Raw genomic sequence first — 19549 nt, forward strand, 5'->3', positions numbered from 1 at the left:
TCGAACGCGCTCACTCCGCTCCGGGCGCGCGCGCCCGCATGGCGGTGACCGCCGCGTTCAGCGTCGCGATGGTCGGCACCGCGAACAGCGCCCCGGCGAGCCCGGCCACCTCGAGCCCGGTCGCGACTCCGAGCACCACGGCGAGCGGATGCACCTTCACGGCGGTCCCGAGGATGAGCGGCTGCAGCACGTGCCCCTCGAGCAGGTGCACCAGGATCACGACGCCGACCATCACCAGCGCGGCGACGGGCCCGCTGAACAGCAGAGCGACCAGTGCGGCGAGCGCACCGGTCACGATCGCGCCGAGGATCGGGACGAACGAGCCGAGGAACACCACGATCGCGATCGGCACGACGAGCGGCAGCTGCAGCGCGAGCGCGCCGATGCCGATGCCGACGGCGTTGATCCCGGCGACGCCGAGCTGCGCGATCACGAACTGGCTGAGGGTCCGCCAGCCGGCGGCGCCGCCGCGCTCCATCGCGGGGCGCGCGCGGCGGGGGAGGAGGCGGAGGAACCAGTGCCAGATCCGGCGGCCGTCGAGGAGCAGGAAGATCAGCGAGAACAGGGTGAGGAGGGTTCCGGCGAAGACCTCGGCCAGCTGGGAGCCGACGGCGAGGGCCCCGGACGCGATCGTCGACGCCTGCGCGTCGGCCCAGTCGACCGCGCGCTGCGCCCAGTCCGAGAGCTGGACGTCCGAGAACGACAGCGGCGGGCTCCGCAGCCACGCCTCGACGCCGTCGACCGCGTCGAGAGCGCGCTGCCCCACTCCGCTGAAGCCGGAGCGCGACTGCACGATCACCAGCCCGACGAGGCCGGTCAGCAGGAGGAGCATCAGGACGATCGAGACCAGGACCGCGAGCGGGCGGGGGAGCCGCAGGCGCTCGAGCCGGTTCCGCAGCGGGGTGAGGAGCGCGGTGAGCAGCAGCGCGATCAGCACCGGCACGACGATCACGGGCAGCAGCGAGACGAGGCGCACGAGGAGGTAGAGGAGCCCGGCGACGGCGAGGAAGCGCCACGACCAGGCGGCGGCGATCCGCATCCCGGTCGAGACGTCGCCCGAGGCGTCGTCCGGCGAGTCCGAGGGGGCCGGAGCCGTGACCGCAGCCGGGGGAGCGGCGGCCGCAGGCGGACTCGCCGCCGTGCCGTGCCGCTTGTCGCGCGCTCGCCGTCCCCGCATGACCCCTCCGATCCTCTCGCAGTGTACGGCGGAGCGGCCGTCCGGGACCGGGAGGGAGCCCGGGGGCGCCCCGCCTGGAGGGATCCGGGCGCCGGATGTGCCGGCAGCGGCTCGTCCGGAGGGCGGAACGCGCCGGATCGCGCCGTCTCCGCCCCGTTCCCCGTCTCGGCCGCGGGAGGCCGGTCCGCGCCGGTAGCGTTGTGCGGGTCGATGCCGAGCGAGGAGGGCGACGGATGCTGGAGGCGGTTCTCGCGATCGCCGCGTGGTGCGCGGGCGCGGTGCTCGTCGTCAGCGGCGCCCTGAAGCTCGGCCGCACGGAGCGGTTCCGGGCGAGCCTCGAGGCGCTCGGGGTCCCCCTCCTCCTCCGGCGCCGCGGCTGGTTCGCGGCCGCCTTCCCCGTCGTCGAGATCGCGCTGGGCGCCGCGGTGGTGCTGGCGCCCGCTCCGGCGCACCGTGCCGCCCTCGTGCCGGTGGCGCTCCTCGACGCCGTGTTCCTCGTCGTCGCCGTCCGTGCGGTCCGCGCGACGGAGGACGTCGACTGCGAGTGCTTCGGCGGGCTGGGCTCGGCACGGATGACCGGACACACCGTCGCGAGGAACGCGGTGCTGCTCGCGCTCGCGGTCGCCGGGGCCCTCGGCGGGCTCGCTCCGGCCGCGCTGCTCGGCGGCGGCGGTGCCTCGGCGGCGGCGTCCGGGCTCGCCGCCGCTCTCGCCGCGGTCTCGCTCGTGCTGGTGCGCGACCGCCTTGCGGCGTCGACGGCCGCTCGCGTCCGGGCGGCCGCCCGCCTGTCCGCAGCCGACAGGGAGTCCGCGCCGGGGCGCGCGCCCGAGGGCGACCTCTCGGCCGCCGACCTCGCGTTCGTCACAGTGGCCGGCGAGCTCCTGACGCTCGAGGAGTTGTCCCGCCCGGCGACGCACCTCGTCTTCTTCTCGCCCTCGTGCGCCGCCTGCCACGCGCTCGTCGAGCGCTTCCGCTGGTGGCCCCACGGCCTGCGCCCGGGCGAGGAGCTGCTGCCCGTCCTCCTCGGCAGCCGCGAGGACTTCGCGGTGCACGCCGTCTACGGGCCGCTCGTCGACCACGCCCTCTACGATCCGGAGGGCCGCGTCGCCGCCGCCCTCGGCCGAGCGGGGACGCCGGGCCACGTGCTGCTCACGCCCGAGCGTCCGCTCGGCGACGGCTGGACCTCGGGAGCCGCGTCGATCGAGGCACGCGTGCTCCGGCCCGGATTCCTCGCCGAGCTGCAGGCGGCCGGCCCGGACCCGGCTCCGGCGGCCGGCGGCGCGGTACCGGCGGGGTGACGACGGCCGGCGGGCGGAACGGTGCCGCCGGGCTGTCGACGACCGACCGACGGCGGCCGGGCTCAGCGGCGCTCGAACTCGCCGGACATCGAGCCGTGCACGGGGTGGGCGGGATCGTCACCCACGGCGCGGGCGGGATCGTCGATCTCCACGGCGCGGGACGGGGGCTCCTCGTCGCTCGCGTCGAGGCCGAAGCCGTCCTCGAGCAGCTCCTGGGCGATGCGGCTCGACAGGCCGCTCCTCTCGCCCGGTCCGGGGTCGCTCTCCGGGTCGACGGGGGCGGCGAACGCCTGCTCGAGTCCGGACGCCGGCATCCCGGCGTCGTCGATCGAGTCGGCTCGCCCGTCGAAGGGTCCTCGTGCAGGTCTCGGCATGCGCCCGAGCGTAGAGGACGGGCCCCCGGAGGTCGACGCTCCGTCGCGCACTGCCGGGCCGCCCGCGCGCCGGGTCAGTCGTGCAGCGACCAGGAGTGGGGAGCGACCTGGACGCCGCCGACGGTCGCCGTCTCGTCGCCGATGTTCAGCGCGAGCCGCGCGGTGCGTCCCTCCGGGCCCTCCGCCACGAGCATCACGGCGGTGTTGGAGAGGTCGACCGTGCGGGTGCTCGCGCCGACCAGCCACGGGTTCCGTCGGCGGAACGCGACGACCTCCTGGTGGGCCCGGTAGGCCTCCCCGCCCGGCCACTCGGCGGGCTCGGCCGGGAACTCCGGGCGGATCGCGTCGTCGCCGCCGATCCGCTCCTCCTTGACGCCGCGCAGGCCCCGCTCGTCGCCGGAGTAGATGCTCGGCACGCCGGCGACGAAGCCGAGGATTGCCGTGGCGTGGCCGTGGTGGCGCTCGTCGCTGACGGCGCTGGCGATCCGGGTCACGTCGTGGTTGCCGACGAAGGTCAGGGGCAGGAACTCGCGGACGAAGTCGTCGTGGCGCTTCAGGGACCAGGCCAGCTCGAAGAGGTTCGCCTCCTCGAGGGAGTTTCGGACGGCCTTCCAGAGCTCGTACTGCGTGACCGAGTCGAGCCCCGACTCCCGCACGTAGCCGGTGTAGTCGCCGTGGATGACCTCGCCGACGAACCACGCGTCGGGGAAGCGCTGCCGCACCGGGTCGATCGCCGCGTGCCAGGCCGCCGGCGCGACCGCGTACGCCGCGTCGAGCCGCCAGCCGTCGATGCCCCGCTCGAGCCAGTGCGCGAGCACGGAGGACACGTGCTCCGCGACCTCGGGGTTCCCGTTGTCGAGCTCGACCAGGGCGTCGTGCCCCTCGAACACGTCGACGCGGAGGCCGTCGACCTCCTGCGACCGCTCGCTGCGGGAGAAGCGCGCCGCCTCGGGGGAGCCCTCGCCGGCCGCGACGGCGGCACGCCACCAGGGGTGCTCCCGTCCCACGTGGTTGAAGACCCCGTCGAGCAGCACCCGGATCCCGCGCTCGCGGCACGCGGCGATCAGCGCGTCGAGGTCTGCCTCGTCGCCGAGGCGGGGATCGACCCGGAAGTGGTCGACCGTGTCGTAGCCGTGGGTGGAGGAGGCGAAGACCGGCCCCAGCAGCAGCCCGTTGCAGCCCAGCGCCAGCAGGTCGTCGAGCCAGGGGAGCAGGGCGCGGAGGCGGTGCTGCGGCTCGTCGTCCGGGCCCGGACCCTCCGAGGCGCTCGCCTCGGCGCCCGTGAAGCCGAGCGGGTAGACGTGCCACCAGATCGCCGTCGAGATCCAACCGTCCGTCTGAGCCATCGTGGCCGTCCTCCCGGCCCGCTCGGGCGCGGGCCGCCGTCACTGTAGCGAGGCGGGCTGGACCGGAGCCGCGCCCGCTCACGAGCCGGGCCGCAGGGCGGCGATCCAGGCCAGCACGGCGAGGCCCGCCCGCACGGAGGCGGGTGCCGTGACGGTGCAGACGAGCAGCGCGAGAGCCGCGCAGGCGAGCCCGGCCACCGCGCTCCTCCGCTCGCCCGCCCACCGCAGCGCCCGCACGGACGCGATCACCGCGGCGACCGCCACGGCGACGGCGGGGAGGGCCCAGAGCGGATGCACGGAGGACGCGAGCGCGAGCAGGCCCAGCGCGAGCGCGGCGAGGCCGGGCTCGTACGGCCGGCGAGCGGGAGGGTGCCGCCGGGGCGGCCGGGGGAGGGCCGCGTCGGCCGGAGCGGATGGAGGGAGGAGTGCCGTCGTCGTCATGAGCCGATCCTCGTCAGGCGGCGGACTCTGCGGAGTGGCGATCGGCGGATCGGTGGACGAGAGGCGCCGAGCGCCTCCTGTGGAGGGACCGACCGGCGCGATCGGCGTCGTTCCGGGCGTCTCGAGGCCGGAATCGCCGGAGATCCGGGGCGGGGCTGGTAGGTTACCGACGGTCCGACCGGTTGAGGACGTCCGTCCCCGGCCGAGGACGATCCATCGAAACCAGCTGTTCCGACAGCGAGAACGTCCTGGGAGGACACTCCATGGCTGACAAGTCGCTCAACCGCACCGAGCTCGTCGCGAAGATCGCCGCCGACTCCGGCCAGAGCCAGGCCGCCGTCAACGGCGTCCTCGACTCGCTCTTCACCACCCTCGCCGACTCCGTGTCGAACGACGTGAAGGTCACCATCCCCGGCTGGATCGCCGTCGAGCGCACCTCCCGCGCCGCGCGCACCGGCCGCAACCCGCAGACCGGCGAGACCATCCAGATCGCCGCCGGCCACTCGGTCAAGGTCTCCGCGGGCACCAAGCTCAAGGCCGCCGCGAAGTAGTCGCGCCCTCCGACACGGCCCCGGCACTGCGCCGGGGCCGTCGTCGTCCGCGGACGCGGCTGCCGATCAGCCGCGGAACGTAGGCTGGACCGGTGAATCGAACCGTCCGGATCGTCGGCCCTGCGCTCGTGCTCGTCGCCGCAGCGCTCGTCGCCCTTCTCGCGGCCCTGGCCTTCGGCGGGGGAGCCGCGGCTCCGCTGCTGAACGATCCCGGCCCCGTGGTCCGCTACGGCCTCCCGATCGCCAAGCTGGCCGTCAATCTCGGCGCCGCGGGCATGATCGGCTCGCTCGTGCTGACGCTGTTCGCGCTGAGCCCCCGCGCCGCCGCTGCCCGCGACGCCCGATCCTCGTCCCGCGCCTCGACCGCTCACGCCTCCTCGCGCGGCGGCCAGTCCTCGCGCGGCGGCCAGTCCTCCTCCCGCGCCGGATCGACGCGCACCGCGGTCGCCCCCGCGCGCCCCGCGCCCGGCGAGGCCGCGCCCGAGCCGCGCACCGAGTTCTCGATCGCCCTCGACGTCGCCGCCGCCAGCGCCGCCTTCTTCGCGGCGGCCAGCGCGGTGACCGGGTTCCTCACCTTCCTCAACGTCACGCAGACGCCCCTGAGCCTCGACCGCGACTTCGGCACCAAGCTCAGCTACTTCATCGGCAGCATCGAGGTCGGCCAGGCCTGGCTCATCACGACGCTGCTCGCGGCCGTCGTCACCGTCCTCTGCTTCGCCGTCCGCAACCAGACCGCGCTCGTCTTCGTCACGGGCCTGGCCCTGCTCACGCTGCTGCCGATGGCGCAGCAGGGGCACGCGGCGGGAGCGAGCGGGCACGACGCCGCCGTCACGGCGCTGGGCCTGCACCTCGTCTTCGCGGCGATCTGGCTGGGCGGCCTCATCACCGTCATCGCCCTGCGGCCCCTGCTCGGCGGCTCCCGCCTGCTGCCCGTGATCGAGCGCTACTCCAGCCTCGCGCTCGTGAGCTTCGTCGTGGTCGCGGCGTCCGGGTACGTCAGCGCCGAGCTCCGGCTCGCCACTCTCGACAACCTGCTGACCGGCTACGGGATCCTCGTGCTGGTCAAGGTCGCGGCGCTGGTCGCGCTGGGCCTGTTCGGCGTGCTGCAGCGCCGCTACCTCATCGAGCGGATGCGGAAGGCCGGCGGTGTCGGCGGCCGCAGCTTCTGGTGGCTCGTCGGCGCCGAGATCGCCTTCATGGGGATCGCCTCCGGAGTCGCTGCGGCGCTCGCGCGCACCGCGACCCCGGTCGACCAGATCGCCGCCAGCCAGCTCACGGATCCGACCCCGGCCCAGCTGCTGACGGGCGAGCCCCTGCCGCCGCCCGCGAGCGCGATGAACTTCCTCACGCTCTGGAACATCGACCTGGTCTGGCTCCTGGTCTGCTCCTTCGCCATCGCGTTCTACGTCGCCGGAGTGGTGCGCCTGCACCGCCGCGGCGACCGCTGGCCCCTGCACCGCACGATCCTCTGGATCGCGGGCATGCTCCTCCTGGCCTACATCACGAACGGCGGGGTGAACGCGTACGAGAAGTACCTGTTCAGCGCCCACATGCTCTCGCACATGGTCCTCACCATGGCGGTGCCGCTGCTGCTCGTCCCGGCGGCACCGGTCACGCTCATCGCCCGCGCCGCCGCCCGCCGCACCGACGGCTCCCGCGGTGCCCGCGAGTGGGTGCTGCTCGCCGTGCACTCGCGCTTCGCCACCGCGATCTCGCACCCGATCGTCGCCGCCCTGCTGTTCGTCGGGTCGCTCTGGGGCTTCTACTACTCCCCGCTGTTCCGCTGGGCCACCACGGACCACATCGGCCACGAGTGGATGATCGTCCACTTCCTGATCACCGGGTACCTCTTCGTCAGCGTCCTGATCGGAGTGGACCCGAGCGTGCACCGCGTGCCCTTCGCGATGCGCCTGCTGCTGCTGCTGGGCACCATGGCGTTCCACGCCTTCTTCGGCCTCGCACTGATGACGGGGGAGGGGCTGCTCCTCGCCGACTGGTACGGAGCGATGGGCTGGGGCACCTCCGCGCTCGCCGATCAGCAGGCGGCCGGCGGCATCGCGTGGAGCATCGGCGAGATCCCCACCCTCGCGCTCGCGATCGTCGTCGCGATGATGTGGAGCCGCTCCGACGCCCGCGAGACCAAGCGCCGCGACCGCCAGGCCGACCGCACCGGAGAGGCCGAGCTCACGGCCTACAACGACCGCCTGGCCGCCCTCCAGAAGCGCGGCTGATCCGCGCCCGGGCCCCGGGGTCCCGGCGGCCCGCGGGTACAGTGGAGCGGTGACTCAGCCGACCCTCTCCGACGAGCAGCAGCGGGTCTTCGACCTCATCGAGAACACGCGCGAGCACCTGTTCGTCACGGGTCGCGCGGGCACGGGCAAGTCCACCCTGCTCAACCACCTGAGCTGGAACACCGACAAGCAGATCGTCATCTGCGCCCCCACCGGCGTCGCGGCGCTGAACGTCGGCGGCCAGACCATCCACTCGCTCTTCCGACTGCCGATCGGCGTCATCGCCGACTCCGACCTCGACCAGCCGCCCGAGCTGCGCAAGCTCCTCAACACCATCGACACGCTCGTCATCGACGAGATCTCCATGGTCAACGCCGACCTGCTCGACGGGATCGACCGCAGCCTCCGGCAGGCGCGGCAGCGGCGCTCCGAGCCGTTCGGGGGCGTGCAGGTCGTCCTCTTCGGCGACCCGTTCCAGCTCGCACCCGTGCCCGGCGATCCGGAGGAGCGCGCCTACTTCGCCGACCGCTACCGCTCGCTGTGGTTCTTCGACGCCCTCGTCTGGCAGGAGGCGCCGCTGCGGATCGTCGAGCTCGGCCGGATCCACCGGCAGAGCGATGAGCGCTTCAAGTGGATGCTCAACGCGGTCCGCTTCGGCATGGTGACGAAGGAGATCGCCGACGTTCTGAACGCGGCGGGCGCGCGGACGCCTCCGGCCGACGACGCGATCACGCTCGCGACCCGCAATGACACGGTCAACCGCATCAACCAGGCGGCGCTCGCGCGGCTGAAGGGCCCGCTGAAGACCGCGTCGGCCGAGATCAGCGGCGACTTCGGCGGGCGCGCCTATCCGGCGGACCAGAACCTCGAGCTCAAGATCGGCGCGCACGTGATGTTCCTGCGCAACGACTCCGAGCAGCGCTGGGTGAACGGCACGATCGGCCGGGTGACGAAGGTCGCGGGGACGGTGTGGGTCGAGGTGGACGGCGAGGTCCACGAGGTCGAGCCCGCGACCTGGGAGCGCTACCGCTACTCCTACTCCGCCGCGACGAAGAAGCTCACCCGCGAGATCGTCGCCGAGTTCGCGCAGTTCCCGCTCCGCCTGGCGTGGGCGGTCACGATCCACAAGTCGCAGGGCAAGACCTACGACTCCGCCGTGGTCGACCTCGGGCAGCGCGCCTTCGCGCCCGGGCAGACCTACGTGGCGCTCAGCCGCATCACGAGCCTCGAGGGGCTCTACCTGACGCGGCCGCTCCGGCCGAGCGACATCATCGTCGACAAGGACGTGCTGCGCTTCATGTCCGAACGGCGAGCCGAGCCGGCCGCCGTCGCGGAGGCGTCCGCGGATTGACGCCCCGCGGAGGAGGTCGGAGCAGGCCCTCAGGCCGCCGCGCAGGTCCGGGCGAGATCGCGGAACAGCTCCGTCGTCAGCCGGTACGCCTCCGCGACCTCCGCGATGACCCGCTCGCGCTCCTCCTCGTCCCAGCCCGCGGCGTCGAGCTGCTCGCGGTAGGTGGCGCGGAAGGCCGACGGTGCGGCGATCTCGCCGAAGAGGAAGAAGCCGACGCCGTTGGTCTCGAAGCCGAACCGCCGCTGCAGCAGCCCGCGGACGATCGCGCAGCCGGAGAGGTCGCCGAGGTAGCGCGTGTAGTGGTGGGCGACGAAGCCGCCGCTCCAGCCCGCGGCCACGGTGCGGATCCGGTCGACGTAGGCGCCGGTCGAGGGCAGCGGGCGGATGCGCTCCCGCCAGTCCTCGCCGACGAGGAAGCGCAGGTCCTCCGCGATCGCGGGGAGCCGGGTGAGCTTGGCCGAGAGGAAGGGCTCCGCGACCGGATCGCCGGCCATGTCCTCCGCCCCGGCCTCGAGGGCCTCGTAGACGAAGTAGTGCTGCGAGATGAGCGCGATGTAGTCGTCGCGGCTGCCGGAGCCGGTCATCAGCGAGGTCATGAAGGCGGCGCCCTCGTCGTCCGCGCCGGACTGCCCGATGCGCAGGCGCAGGGCCTCGGAGAACGGGATGACGTTCGACACGGTGGCCTCCCTCGGCGACTGAGGTCTGCCTTACCTTAGCCGAGCGGGGCCGCCGGGACCAGAGGGCGTCAGTGCCCGTGTCCGCCGTCGACGACGGAGTGCATCATCCCGCCCATGTCGCCCGAGCCGCCCGAGGATGCGGCCATGGCGGGGGTGGCGAGGGCGGAGACGGTGAGCGCGCCGGCCAGGAGTCCGACGAGAGCTCGCGACGGCGAGACGGCCTTCTCCTCGACGCGCGGAGAGCGGAGCGAGACGGCCACCACGGCGACCGCGATCAGCTGGAGGACCGCGGCGGCCAGCGCGGGGAGGGGCTCGGCGAGTGCGCCGAGGGCCAGAGCGAGGGCGAACGCCGCCAGGGAGGCGACCGCGACGACCAGCGCGGAGCGCGGCACGACGATCCGGCCGCGTGCCAGGACGAGGACCGCCCAGAGGATCTCGACAGCACCGAGCGCTCCGATCACCGGAGCCTGCACGCCCTCGCCGCCGGCGGCGAGCGAGAGGTGGACGAGCCCGGCGCCGAGTCCGGCGAAAGCGGCGTTGCAGCGGGCCACGGTGGTCATGGCGGCTCCTTCGCTGGATCGGGGAAGAAGAGGAGGCCCCGGATCGACACACCGCATCGTGTCGTCCGGGGCCGTTCAGTCCGTCCGCCGCGGAAAACGGCGGGCCCACGGCGGACGGAGTAGAGGGGGGCGGCGGGTGCCGCCCTGGTCAGGCGGTCGCGGCGGTGCGCGTCCTCGCCGTCTTCTCGGTGCCGAGTCCGACTCCCAGGAGCACCAGCGCGCTGGCCAGGTGCAGGAAGTGGTCGGCGGTGTTCAGCGCCAGCACGTTCAGAGCGGTGTCGACCAGGAAGAAGCCGACGATGCCGAGCAGCAGGTACACCGCTCCGACGGTCACGTTGACGGTCTTCGCCGCGGCGACGGTCGACAGGCCCGCGATCAACAGCGCGCCTCCGATGAGCAGGTGGGCGATGTTGTGCAGCGGGTTCACCTCGAAGATGCCGAGCAGGAGCCCGCCTTCGGTCGAGAGGAACTGCACGCCTCCGGTCACGACGAAGCCGAGCAGCCCGACGACGACGTAGACGGCTCCGAAGAGAGTCGCCAGCAGTCGATTGGGGGATCTGCGCATGGTCTCTTACCTCCTTCGAGCAGCGCCTCTGCGCTGTACTCCCTCTCTTCGTAACCGGGCGCCTGCCGGTTTGGGAACGGGGTGGACTCCGCCGGTCACGGTCAGGACACGAATCGCGATCGGGCGCTCAGCGGCCCTCTCCGGCCCGACGGAGCCCCCGTACAGTGGTGCCGTTCGCAGACGACGGGGGAGTCGCACGGCATGGGATCTCGCAGACGGACGCGGACGGGACTGCTCGTCGTCCCGGTCCTCGTGCTCGCACTGGCCGGCTGCACGCCCGCCGGCGCCTCGCGCGTGGCGGAGGCGCCCGCGCAGGCGGCGTCGGAGGAGCTCGCCTCCGCCCTGTCGGGGTTCCTCGACGAGACGGTCGGCGTCGCCGGCGCGACCGGAGCGGTCGCCGGGGTCTGGTCGCCGTGGGGCGGCAGCTGGGAGGGCGCGGTCGGCTGGGAGTCGGACGAGCGCACCACCGCCCTCACCACCGACGCGCACCTGCGGCTCGGCACCGGCGGCACCGAGGCGATGACCTGCGACGTGGTCCTCGCCCTCGCCGACTCCGGCCGGGTCGACCTCGACGCCGACGTCGGCGAGACGCTGCGCTCCCTGCCCGGCATCGACGGGCTCACCCTGCGCGAGCTCTGCGCGCACACCTCAGGCCTGGCCGACTTCCGCTCGGCGCTCTGGCCGACCGTGCTCCAGAACCCCCCGCGGCAGTGGCCGACGCTCGAGCTGCTCGCCGCGGCCCAGGTGCGCGGTGCCTCGGCCGAGCCCGGAGCGGCGTGGTCCGACTCCGCCACCGGTCCGCTGCTCGCCGGCATCGTCGCCGCGCAGGTGACCGGTCGGAGCATCGGGGAGCTCTACGACCAGTACGTGGTGCCGCGGTACGGGCTGCGGAGCACGGAGCTGCCCGGCGCCTCCGAGGTCGACCTGCCCGCTCCGTCCCCCCGCGGCTATGCGGTCACGCTCGACCCGGCGACCGGGGAGAAGCGCTGCGACGTGCGCCTCGACGTCACCGCCGCGTCCCCGTCCGCCCTCGGCGCCGCCGGCGGAGCACTGACCGATCTGGAGGACCTCCGGCGGCTGGCGACGGGTCTCGCGGCCGATCCCGCGGACGACGCCATGTGGCGGGACCCGGTCGTCCAGGGCCAGGGCCGCGCCGACTACCTCCGCGCCGGGCTCGGCGGGCACGAGGCGGGACCCCTCCGCGGCTTCTCAGGCCTCGCGCCCGGCTTCGTCACCGCGGCGTACTCCGACCCGGTCTCGGGCCTGACCGTGGCCGTCTCGATCAACAGCTCGACGCCCGGCGGGGACTTCGCCGCGACGGTCGCCCGCACCCTGGCCGCCATCGCGGTCGAGCAGGGAGCCGCGGCGGGAGCCGAGGGCCTGCCCCAGCTCCCGTGGACGGCCGACGGCGAGCGCGGCGCCGTGCAGGGGACCCCGACGCGCTGCTGATCCGGCGGCGCCCTACTCTGGTGCCATGCCGATCACTCCCGACACCAAGGACTGGACCTGGGTCCTCGAGCGCCCCTGCCTCGAGTGCGGTTTCGACGCCTCGCTCGTCGACGCCGACGAGGTCGCCGAGCTCATCCGCGAGAACGCCGCCGCCTGGCCCTACGTGCTCGACCGCGACGATGCGGCGGGCCGGCCCGACGACGAGACCTGGTCGCCGCTCGAGTACGCCGCGCACGTGCGCGACGTGCACCGCATCTACCGCACCCGCGTGCAGCTGATGCTCGCCGGCGACGACCCGCTCTACCCCAACTGGGACCAGGACGTCACCGCCGTGGAGGAGCGCTACGACCAGCAGGACCCCGCGACGGTCGGCCGCGAGCTGGTCGAGGCGGCCGAGCGCATCGCCGAGGTGTTCGACTCCGTCGCCGGCGCCCAGTGGCAGCGCCGAGGCCGCCGAAGCGACGGCGCGGCGTTCACGGTCGACACGATCGCCCGCTACTACCTGCACGACGTCCAGCACCACCTGCACGACGTGCAGGGCTGAGCTCAGGTGTCGATGAGCTGGGGATTGAGGAACGAGAGCGTCCGCGCGTAGGCGAGCGCCGCGGAGGCGGGGCTGACCGCGTCGCGCAGGTTGCCGTTCGCGAAGTGCCGCTGCGTGTCCGGGTAGGTGTGCGCCGTGACCGGCGTCCCCGACTCCTTCAGCCGCCCGACGAACGACTCCGGGTCGTCGCCCGCGGGCCACTCGTCGCTCTGCGCGTAGTGCAGGAGGGTGGGGCACGGGACCAGCACGTGCTCCTCCCCACCGAGGGTGGCGTAGTACGCGACCACCGCGTCCACGAGCCCGGTGCCCGCGGCGAGCAGCCCGAGGCGGCCGCCGAAGCCGAAGCCGATGACGGCGCTGCGCGGCGCCCCGGCCGCGACTCCGGTGCCGACCGCCTCGGCGACGGCGGCGAGGGTGCGGTCCTGCGCGGCCATCGCGGCGAGGTCGCGCGCGTCCTCCGGGGCGAGCGTGGCCCAGCCGTCGTAGAGGTCGGGCACGAGCACGTGGTAGCCGTGCTTCGCCACGGCCTCGGCGAACGGCTCCAGCCACGGCAGGCGCCCGAACACGTCGTGCAGCACGACCACCACGGGCCGGCCGGGGTGCCCGTACTCGAGGGCGACGCCCGGCGACGGGATCTGGACGAGCTCTGTCACCCCTCCACCCTGCCCTCTGCGTCCCGCGATCCCGCGCGCTGCCGCGGATCCGCCCGGCGTGTCGCGTCGAAACGCCGCGCGGGCGCCTCACCGCTCCGCGCGGCCGTGCGGCTTCAGCGGCAGGACGACCTGCTCGCGCAGGTGCTCGTAGACGACCGAGGTGCGCACGTCGGCGACCTCGCGGCGCTGCGTCAGCTCGTCGATGACGAAGGCGTAGAGGTCCTGGTTGTCGCGGACGGCGACATGGATGATGAAGTCCTCCGAGCCGGAGGTGACGAACACGCCGACCGTCTCGTCGAGGCCGGCGACCCAGTCGCGGAAGGCCTCGATGATCTCGCGCGACGGCGGACGGATGCGGACCGCGATCAGCGCCTGCACGCCGCGCCCGAGGGCCGCGAAGTCGAGAGTGAGCGTCGCGCCGGTGATCACGCCGCGGCGCCGGAGGCTCCTCGTGCGGTCGAGGGCGGTGGTCGGCGAGACGTGCACGGCGGCTGCGAGGTCACGGTTCGTGATCCGTGCATCCGACTGCAGGACCTGCAGGATCCGGACGTCGAGTTCGTCGAGTGCCGCTCCTGGGCCGTTCTGCTGGTCGTTCATACGGAGATCCTGCCGAAGGGGAGCCCTCCTGCCTACTGTTCGTAACGTCGCTGCGCACGAACCGAGGAGCAGCATGACCATCCCCGCCCCCGACGCCGTCGGCTTCCACCCCGACGAGATCGACACCGCCGCGCCCACCCGCTCGGCCCGCCTCAAGTGGGTGGTCGTCGTCGACGAGTCCCTCCCCGCCGGCCGCGCCGTGAACGCCGCGATCTGCGTGGGCGCCGCGACGGCCGCGCACGTCGCGGGACTGCTCGGACCGAGCCCCGCCGACGCGTCCGGATCGCTGCATCCCGGTCTGCCGTGGGCCGGCTGCACGGTCCTCGCCGCCGACGCGGCGACCCTGCTCGCGATCCGCGCGAAGGCCGAGGCGCACGACGGGACGTTCGTCGCCGACATGCCCGCGTCGGCGCAGGCCACCCGGGTGTACGACGAGTACCGGGAGGCGGTGGCGGCGAGCGGCTCCGACGAGCTGCAGTACCTCGCGGTCAGCCTGGTGGGGCCGAGGAACCGGATCGACAGGATCGTCGGGCGGCTGCCGCTGCTGGGCTGACGGACACCGCGGGGCTGCCGGACGCCGCTGCGCTGACGGACGCCGCTGCAGCGCCGGAGGAGGAGCCGCTCGCGTCGGGCCGGAGGACCGGCCGCAGACGAGGGGGGGGGGAGGAGAGCGAGTGACGGGAATCGAACCCGCGCCATCTGCTTGGGAAGCAGAAGTTCTACCATTGAACTACACTCGCGCGGCGCCGCTCGGGCGCACCAGGACATCGTAGCAAGGCCCGGAGCCGGCCCATGCCCCGGGTCGCGCCACGCCCTAGGATCGCAGCGTGCTCCTCTCCGACCGCGACATCTCGCTCGAACTCGCCTCCGGCCGCGTGGGGCTCGCCCCGCACGATCCGTCGATGCTGCAGCCGTCGTCCGTCGATGTGCGCCTCGACCGCTTCTTCCGGCTGTTCGACAACCACCGCTACCCGTACATCGATCCGGCCGAGGACCAGCCCGAGCTGACCCGCCTGGTCCAGACGCCGCAGGGCGAGCCGTTCATCCTCCACCCGGGAGAGTTCGTGCTCGGCTCGACCTACGAGGAGGTGTCGCTGCCGGACGACATCGCGGCGCGCCTCGAGGGCAAGAGCTCTCTCGGACGGCTCGGGCTGCTGACCCACTCGACCGCCGGATTCATCGATCCGGGCTTCACCGGCCACGTCACCCTCGAGCTCAGCAACGTCGCGACGCTCCCCATCACGCTCTGGCCGGGGATGAAGATCGGCCAGATGTGCTTCTTCCGCCTCAGCTCGCCCGCCGAGAAGCCCTACGGCTCGGCGGAGTACAGCTCGCGGTACCAGGGCCAGCGCGGTCCGACCGCGTCGCGCTCGGCGCTCAACTTCCACCGCACGGACGTCTACACCGACTGACTCCGGCGCAGGGATCAGGGCGCGGGGGTCAGCCCAGCAGGCGGGGGAGCTGCAGCACGAGCCAGGGGGAGAACGCCCAGGGGGTCGAGCGGACGGCGGCGAGCGTCGCCTCGGCGTCGACCCACTCGTAGTCCATGACCTCGTCGAGGCGCGGATCGAGGGCGTCGCGGCTCGACAGCGTCGCCGTGTAGACGGGGCAGATCTCGTTCTCGACGACGCCGGACGCGTCGACCGCGCGGTAGCGGAAGTCCGGCAGGGCGACCTCCAGCGTGGCCAGCCGGGCGCCGAGCTCGCGCTCGGCCCGGCGGACGACGGCGTCCTCGATCCGCTCGCCCGGGGCGGGGTGCCCGCAGAAGGAGTTGGTCCAGACGCCCGGCCAGGTGCGCTTCTCGAGTGCGCGGCGGGTCACCAGAAGCGCGCCGTCCGGGGAGAAGACGTGGCAGGAGAACGCGAGGTGCAGGGGAGTGGCCGTGTCGTGCACGGTCGCCTTGTCGGCGACCCCCACGGCGTTCCCTGCCTCGTCGAGGAGGACCACCTGCTCGATCCGGTCCGTCTGCACAGTGGCGGCTGGCGAAGTCATACCCGCAAGTCAAGCACGCCGCAACACATCAGCCGGCTTATCGTCCTGGTTCTCCCCTTTGTTAGCCTTCCCACGTGGATACGCGCGACCCCGTGGTTCTGTCCCGGTTGAGGCAGGAGCACGTCGATGCCGTCCTGGACAGGTTCTTCTCGTTGGCGAGGTCCCGGGCGGTGCGTCTCGGACCCCGCTACCTGACCCTCTGGCAGACGCTGGAGGCCAACACCCGCGGCGGCAAGCGCTTCCGCCCGCTGATGGTGATCTCCGCGTACGAGGCCCACGGCGGCCAGGATCCGGAGGCCGCCGCCCATCTCGGCGCGGCGTTCGAGCTGCTGCACACCGCGCTGATCGTGCACGACGACGTGATCGACCGCGACTTCGTGCGCCGCGGCGGCCCGAACGTCTCGGGCAGCTACCGCGACGAGGCGACGACCGCGGGCCTCTCCATCCCGATCGCCGAGCACCGGGGCACCTCGGTGGCCGTGATCGCCGGGGACCTCGCCCTCACCGGCGCCCACCGCCTCGTCGAGGGCGTCGGCGCCTCCGACGGCGTGCGGGCCCGCCTGCTCACCCTGCTCGACGAGGCCGTCTTCGCCTCCGCCGCGGGTGAGCTGGCCGATGTGGACTTCTCCCTCATGCCGGGCATGCCCTCGGTCGACGAGGTGCTCGAGATGGAGCGCCTCAAGACGGCCGTCTACTCGTTCGAGGCGCCGCTGCAGGCCGGAGCGATCCTCGCCGGGGCCTCGGACGCCGCGGTGGACGCCCTCGGCGAGTTCGGCCGCTGGATCGGCATCGCCTACCAGATCGTCGACGACCTGCTCGGGGTCTTCGGCTCGGAGGGGCAGACCGGCAAGACCACGCTGGGCGACCTCCGCGAGGGCAAGCGCACCGTCCTCATCGCCCACGCGGCCGGCACCGACTGCTGGCCCGACATCGAGGCGCTGATCGGCGACGAGCACCTCGCGCCCGAGACCGCGGAGAAGGTGCGCGGCATCCTCGAGGAGTGCGGCGCCCGCAGCTACGCCGAGGGGCTCGCGAACCAGTTCGCCGATCGCGCCTGGGCGGCTCTGGAGACGCCCGCGGTGTCGGAGGCCTTCCGCAACGAGGTCCGCCCGCTCGTGGCCAGCGTGGTCGGGCGCACCCGATGAGCGCTATCCGCCACGCGCGGATGCGCGCGACGATGCGCTCCGCCCGGCCGAGCCCCCGTACGGTGGCACGATGAGCCGCCAGAGCGAACTGTACGACCGCGTCGCGCACGAGTCGTCCGCGCAGGTGATCCGCCGCTACTCCACCTCCTTCGGGCTGGCCACGCGCCTGCTCGCCCCGGGCGTCCGCGAGCGGGTGGAGGACGTCTACGCCCTCGTGCGCGTCGCCGACGAGATCGTCGACGGCGTCGCCGAGGAGGCCCGTCTCGACCGGGCCGCGGTGGAGGAGTCCCTCGACGCCTTCGAGGCAGAGACCGAGCGCGCGCTCGCCTCCGGCTACAGCTCCAACCTCGTGATCCACGCCTTCGCGCGGACCGCGCGGGCGACCGGATTCGGCACCGAGCTCACCCGGCCGTTCTTCGCGTCGATGCGCGCCGACCTCCGCGAGACCGAGCACACCCCCGAGTCCTTCGAGGCCTACGTCTACGGCTCCGCCGAGGTCGTCGGGCTGATGTGCCTGCACGTGTTCCTCGCGGCGCCGGACGCGGGGCTCGTCTCCGAGACCGCCCGCGAGCGGCTCGTGGCCGGAGCGCGCCGCCTGGGCGCCGCGTTCCAGAAGGTCAACTTCCTCCGCGATCTCGCCGCCGACGTCGACGGCCTCGGCCGCAGCTACTTCCCCGGAGTCGACCCGTGGGCGTTCTCCGAGCGCGACAAGGCCTCGCTGCTCGCCGACCTCGACGACGACCTCGCCGAGGCCGCAGCCATCGTGGCCGAGCTCCCGCGCTCGAGTCGGCGCGCGGTCCTGCTGGCCCACTCCCTCTTCGCCGCCCTGGCCGACCGGATCCGCGCGACGCCCGCCGAGGAGCTCCTCCGCGCCCGCGTCAGCGTGCCCACGGCCGCCAAGGCGGCGCTCGCGGCGAAGGCGGCCGTGTCGACGCTCGGCCCGCGCCTGGGCCCAGGCCCCGTCCGCGCGACCCGCTCGAGGACCGGCCCGCACCGCGCCGTCGTCATCGGCGGGGGGATCGGCGGACTCGCCTCCGCCGCGCTGCTCGCGCGCGACGGCTACGACGTGACCCTCCTGGAGGCGCGCGAGGCCGTCGGCGGCCGCGCCGGCTCGTGGGAGCACGAGGGCTTCCGCTTCGACACCGGTCCCTCCTGGTACCTGATGCCCGAGGTGTTCGACCACTTCTTCCGCCTCATGGGCACCAGCGCCGAGGAGCGCCTCGACCTCGTCACGCTCGACCCCGGCTACCGGGTCTACAGCGAGGGCGTCGACGAGCCGATCGACGTGCTCGCCGACCTCGAGTCGAACCTCGCGCTCTTCGAGAGCATCGAGCCCGGAGCGGGCGAGCGGATGCGCGCATACCTCGACTCCGCGCGCGACACCTACGAGATGGCCAAGCGCCGCTTCCTCTACACGAGCTTCTCGTCCTTCCTCCCGCTGCTGCGCCGCGACGTGCTCAGCCGGACCGGGAGGCTCGGCCGCCTGCTGCTCACTCCGCTCGACACGTTCGCGGCGACGGCGGTCACCGACAACCGGCTGCGCCAAATCCTCGGCTACCCGGCCGTCTTCCTCGGCTCCTCGCCGTTCGCCGCGCCGAGCATGTACCACCTGATGAGCCACCTCGACCTCGCCGACGGCGTGCTCTACCCGATGGGCGGATTCACGAAGCTGATCGAGGCGGTCGCCGACGTCGCCGAGGAGGCCGGCGTCACCGTCCGCACGTCCTCGCCCGCGACCCGGATCCTCACCACCCGCTCGCCCCGCGGCCGACGCCGCGGCGCCGAGGTCGTCGGAGTCGAGTTCACGGGCCCCGACGGCACGGAGCGGATCCCCGCCGACCTGGTCGTCAACGCCTCCGACCTCTTCACCACCGAGCAGTCGCTCCTCCCCGAGGAGCTGCGGACCTACCCGCCCGCCTACTGGGAGAACCGCGAGCCCGGCCCGAGCGCCGTCCTCGTCCTCCTGGGCGTGCGCGGGGAGCTGCCCGAGCTCGAGCACCACACCCTGCTCTTCACGAAGGACTGGCGCGACAACTTCGACAAGATCTTCGGCGAGCACCCGACCGTCCCCGATCCCGCGTCGATCTACGTCTGCCGCCCGAGCGCGACCGACGCGAGCACGGCTCCGGAGGGGCACGAGAACCTGTTCGTGCTCGTGCCGATCCCGGCCGACACCTCGATCGGCCACGGCGGAGTCGACGGCGCGGGCGACGCGCGCGTCGAGGCCATCGCCGACCAGGCCATCGCGCAGCTCGCGTCCTGGACCGGCGCGACCGACCTGGCCGAGCGGATCGTCGTCCGCCGCACCATCGGCCCGGCCGACTTCGAGAGCGACCTCGGCGCCTGGCGCGGCTCGATGCTCGGACCGGCCCACGTCCTCTCGCAGAGCGCCTTCTTCCGCGCCGGGAACGTCAGCAGGCACGTCGACGGACTGCTCTTCGCCGGCAGCTCCACGATCCCCGGCATCGGCCTGCCGATGTGCATCATCAGCGCCGAGGTCATGCTCAAGCGCGTGCGCGGCGACGTGTCGACCGAGCCGCTGCCCGTGCGGGAGGCGCCGTCCGCTCCGGTCGCGCCCGTCGCCGTGGGGGAGTAGGC

General features: G+C 73.5%; 20 protein-coding genes and 1 tRNA gene. 10 read left to right on the forward strand and 11 right to left on the reverse strand.

Annotated features, from left to right (window positions below; genetic code table 11):
- Window positions 1–10 precede the first annotated feature (10 nt).
- Complete coding sequence (locus tag C5C44_RS05460; RefSeq protein ID WP_104335480.1) at window positions 11–1177, reverse strand: AI-2E family transporter; 1167 nt, start codon at window positions 1175–1177, stop codon at window positions 11–13.
- 233 nt (window positions 1178–1410) lie between these two features.
- Between C5C44_RS05460 and C5C44_RS17300 the strand changes: the two genes are divergently transcribed.
- Window positions 1411–2475 carry a MauE/DoxX family redox-associated membrane protein gene (locus tag C5C44_RS17300; protein ID WP_104260428.1) on the forward strand — a complete coding sequence of 355 codons (1065 nt, stop codon included), beginning with the start codon at window positions 1411–1413 and terminating at the stop codon, window positions 2473–2475.
- A 62-nt stretch (window positions 2476–2537) separates the two neighbouring features.
- Here the strand turns inward: C5C44_RS17300 and C5C44_RS17305 are convergent, their stop codons facing one another.
- From C5C44_RS17305 to C5C44_RS05480, 3 genes are all read right to left on the reverse strand, one after another.
- Window positions 2538–2849 carry a hypothetical protein gene (locus C5C44_RS17305; RefSeq protein WP_146076888.1) on the reverse strand — a complete coding sequence of 104 codons (312 nt, stop codon included), beginning with the start codon at window positions 2847–2849 and terminating at the stop codon, window positions 2538–2540.
- 74 nt (window positions 2850–2923) lie between these two features.
- Window positions 2924–4195 carry an alpha-amylase family glycosyl hydrolase gene (locus tag C5C44_RS05475; protein WP_104260427.1) on the reverse strand — a complete coding sequence of 424 codons (1272 nt, stop codon included), beginning with the start codon at window positions 4193–4195 and terminating at the stop codon, window positions 2924–2926.
- Window positions 4196–4273: 78 nt separating this feature from the next.
- Window positions 4274–4636, reverse strand: a complete 363-nt coding sequence (locus tag C5C44_RS05480) for a hypothetical protein (protein ID WP_104222909.1) — start codon at window positions 4634–4636, stop codon at window positions 4274–4276.
- 263 nt (window positions 4637–4899) lie between these two features.
- On the opposite strand from C5C44_RS05480, the gene C5C44_RS05485 reads away from it, so the two are divergent.
- The 3 genes from C5C44_RS05485 (at window position 4900) to C5C44_RS05495 (ending at window position 8769) form a co-directional block, all read left to right on the forward strand.
- Window positions 4900–5187 (forward strand): HU family DNA-binding protein, encoded by a 288-nt coding sequence (locus C5C44_RS05485; protein ID WP_056037903.1) that lies wholly within the window; start codon window positions 4900–4902, stop codon window positions 5185–5187.
- Window positions 5188–5279: 92 nt separating this feature from the next.
- Window positions 5280–7418, forward strand: a complete 2139-nt coding sequence (locus C5C44_RS05490) for a bifunctional copper resistance protein CopD/cytochrome c oxidase assembly protein (RefSeq protein WP_258062207.1) — start codon at window positions 5280–5282, stop codon at window positions 7416–7418.
- Between the two features lie 49 nt (window positions 7419–7467).
- The gene (locus tag C5C44_RS05495) at window positions 7468–8769 is read left to right on the forward strand and encodes an ATP-dependent RecD-like DNA helicase (RefSeq protein WP_104222908.1); all 1302 of its coding nucleotides are present in this window, start codon (window positions 7468–7470) and stop codon (window positions 8767–8769) included.
- A gap of 29 nt (window positions 8770–8798) precedes the next feature.
- Here C5C44_RS05495 and C5C44_RS05500 read toward each other — a convergent pair whose 3' ends face one another.
- The 3 genes from C5C44_RS05500 to C5C44_RS05510 form a co-directional block, all read right to left on the reverse strand.
- Entirely contained in the window at window positions 8799–9446 is a 648-nt protein-coding gene (locus C5C44_RS05500) for a heme oxygenase (biliverdin-producing) (protein WP_104335481.1), read from the reverse strand.
- 68 nt (window positions 9447–9514) lie between these two features.
- On the reverse strand, window positions 9515–10006 hold the full coding sequence (locus C5C44_RS05505) for a hypothetical protein (protein WP_104267179.1): 492 nt from the start codon (window positions 10004–10006) through the stop codon (window positions 9515–9517).
- A 148-nt stretch (window positions 10007–10154) separates the two neighbouring features.
- Window positions 10155–10571 carry a DUF4383 domain-containing protein gene (locus C5C44_RS05510; RefSeq protein WP_104246935.1) on the reverse strand — a complete coding sequence of 139 codons (417 nt, stop codon included), beginning with the start codon at window positions 10569–10571 and terminating at the stop codon, window positions 10155–10157.
- A 201-nt stretch (window positions 10572–10772) separates the two neighbouring features.
- On the opposite strand from C5C44_RS05510, the gene C5C44_RS05515 reads away from it, so the two are divergent.
- Window positions 10773–12020, forward strand: a complete 1248-nt coding sequence (locus C5C44_RS05515) for a serine hydrolase (protein WP_104335482.1) — start codon at window positions 10773–10775, stop codon at window positions 12018–12020.
- A 25-nt stretch (window positions 12021–12045) separates the two neighbouring features.
- The gene (locus C5C44_RS05520) at window positions 12046–12564 is read left to right on the forward strand and encodes a DinB family protein (RefSeq protein WP_104222903.1); all 519 of its coding nucleotides are present in this window, start codon (window positions 12046–12048) and stop codon (window positions 12562–12564) included.
- 2 nt (window positions 12565–12566) lie between these two features.
- On the opposite strand, the gene C5C44_RS05525 is transcribed toward C5C44_RS05520, so the two are convergent.
- Together C5C44_RS05525 and C5C44_RS05530 are read right to left on the reverse strand one after the other, a co-directional pair.
- Complete coding sequence (locus tag C5C44_RS05525) at window positions 12567–13217, reverse strand: dienelactone hydrolase family protein (RefSeq protein WP_104233076.1); 651 nt, start codon at window positions 13215–13217, stop codon at window positions 12567–12569.
- 87 nt (window positions 13218–13304) lie between these two features.
- Complete coding sequence (locus C5C44_RS05530) at window positions 13305–13814, reverse strand: Lrp/AsnC family transcriptional regulator (protein WP_104226130.1); 510 nt, start codon at window positions 13812–13814, stop codon at window positions 13305–13307.
- A 73-nt stretch (window positions 13815–13887) separates the two neighbouring features.
- Here C5C44_RS05530 and C5C44_RS05535 point away from each other — a divergent pair, with 73 nt between their 5' ends.
- Window positions 13888–14367, forward strand: coding sequence for a DUF2000 domain-containing protein (locus tag C5C44_RS05535; RefSeq protein WP_104222899.1), 480 nt, complete (start codon window positions 13888–13890; stop codon window positions 14365–14367).
- 116 nt (window positions 14368–14483) lie between these two features.
- On the opposite strand, the gene C5C44_RS05540 is transcribed toward C5C44_RS05535, so the two are convergent.
- A tRNA-Gly gene (locus tag C5C44_RS05540) sits at window positions 14484–14554 on the reverse strand.
- Between the two features lie 87 nt (window positions 14555–14641).
- On the opposite strand from C5C44_RS05540, the gene dcd reads away from it, so the two are divergent.
- Window positions 14642–15226 carry a dCTP deaminase gene (gene dcd, locus C5C44_RS05545; protein WP_104335483.1) on the forward strand — a complete coding sequence of 195 codons (585 nt, stop codon included), beginning with the start codon at window positions 14642–14644 and terminating at the stop codon, window positions 15224–15226.
- Window positions 15227–15254: 28 nt separating this feature from the next.
- On the opposite strand, the gene idi is transcribed toward dcd, so the two are convergent.
- Window positions 15255–15806: an isopentenyl-diphosphate Delta-isomerase gene (gene idi / locus C5C44_RS05550; protein ID WP_104222897.1), complete on the reverse strand. Its 552-nt coding sequence runs from the start codon at window positions 15804–15806 to the stop codon at window positions 15255–15257.
- A 170-nt stretch (window positions 15807–15976) separates the two neighbouring features.
- Here idi and C5C44_RS05555 point away from each other — a divergent pair, with 170 nt between their 5' ends.
- Window positions 15977–16951 (forward strand): polyprenyl synthetase family protein, encoded by a 975-nt coding sequence (locus tag C5C44_RS05555; RefSeq protein ID WP_244229492.1) that lies wholly within the window; start codon window positions 15977–15979, stop codon window positions 16949–16951.
- 70 nt (window positions 16952–17021) lie between these two features.
- Window positions 17022–19547 (forward strand): phytoene desaturase family protein, encoded by a 2526-nt coding sequence (crtI, locus tag C5C44_RS05560; protein WP_104335484.1) that lies wholly within the window; start codon window positions 17022–17024, stop codon window positions 19545–19547.
- The last annotated feature ends 2 nt before the right edge of the window (window positions 19548–19549 follow it).

The organism is Rathayibacter sp. AY1F6, assembly GCF_002932035.1.
Classification (GTDB): domain Bacteria; phylum Actinomycetota; class Actinomycetes; order Actinomycetales; family Microbacteriaceae; genus Rathayibacter.